Below are 455 nucleotides of genomic sequence, written 5' to 3'. Positions count from 1 at the left end.
CTCATCTTAGGCTCATACTGAATAAGCAAATGGATATGATCCTTATCTACTTCCATTTGCTTATTCTAAAATGGTATCTATTGGCTATATCGTGCATAAGTTGTTTCACATCATTTCCAAGTTGGATCAACAACTTTTTTCGATAGTTACAAACAAATATCAGATGACACATAAGTAAAAACTTGGAATGGTTTTTTGTATGGTCATCCATGATTTTCTGGCACTCACTCTCTGCATCTTAGAAAACTTTGGAATTGGCTTTAAATCTACCTTATTTCCTTCAATATCCATTAAAATAGCATAACCGCTGCTCATACGTCCTTTAATGAAATATTCTTCTCCTTTGTATTGAATCTTATCAAATTTTCTAAATCCAAATAGCTTCCCTGTTGGAATGACTTGTTCACTACGAACGCCTTTGGTTTGTTGATAATCGCCATCAGAAACGCATTTTT

Annotated in this window: 2 protein-coding genes; both read right to left on the bottom strand. The window is 33.6% G+C overall.

Annotated features, from left to right (window positions below):
• Positions 1 to 46: 46 nt before the first annotated feature.
• Positions 47 to 172 carry a transposase gene (locus K9V48_RS29890; protein WP_368858323.1) on the bottom strand — a complete coding sequence of 42 codons (126 nt, stop codon included), beginning with the start codon at positions 170 to 172 and terminating at the stop codon, positions 47 to 49.
• Positions 160 to 455: hypothetical protein (locus tag K9V48_RS28605; RefSeq protein ID WP_438803935.1), on the bottom strand; the 296-nt coding region annotated here is incomplete at its 5' end. The genes K9V48_RS29890 and K9V48_RS28605, both read right to left, overlap by 13 nt.

This window comes from Metabacillus rhizolycopersici, from assembly GCF_020075705.1.
Note: the sequence above shows the minus strand (reverse complement) of the source record. Positions and strands in the feature narration are given on the sequence as shown.

Bases quoted from the DNA above. Each gene is read 5' to 3' on its own strand.
- K9V48_RS29890 (WP_368858323.1), bottom strand. From the start codon at position 172: ATGTGTCATCTGATATTTGTTTGTAACTATCGAAAAAAGTTGTTGATC.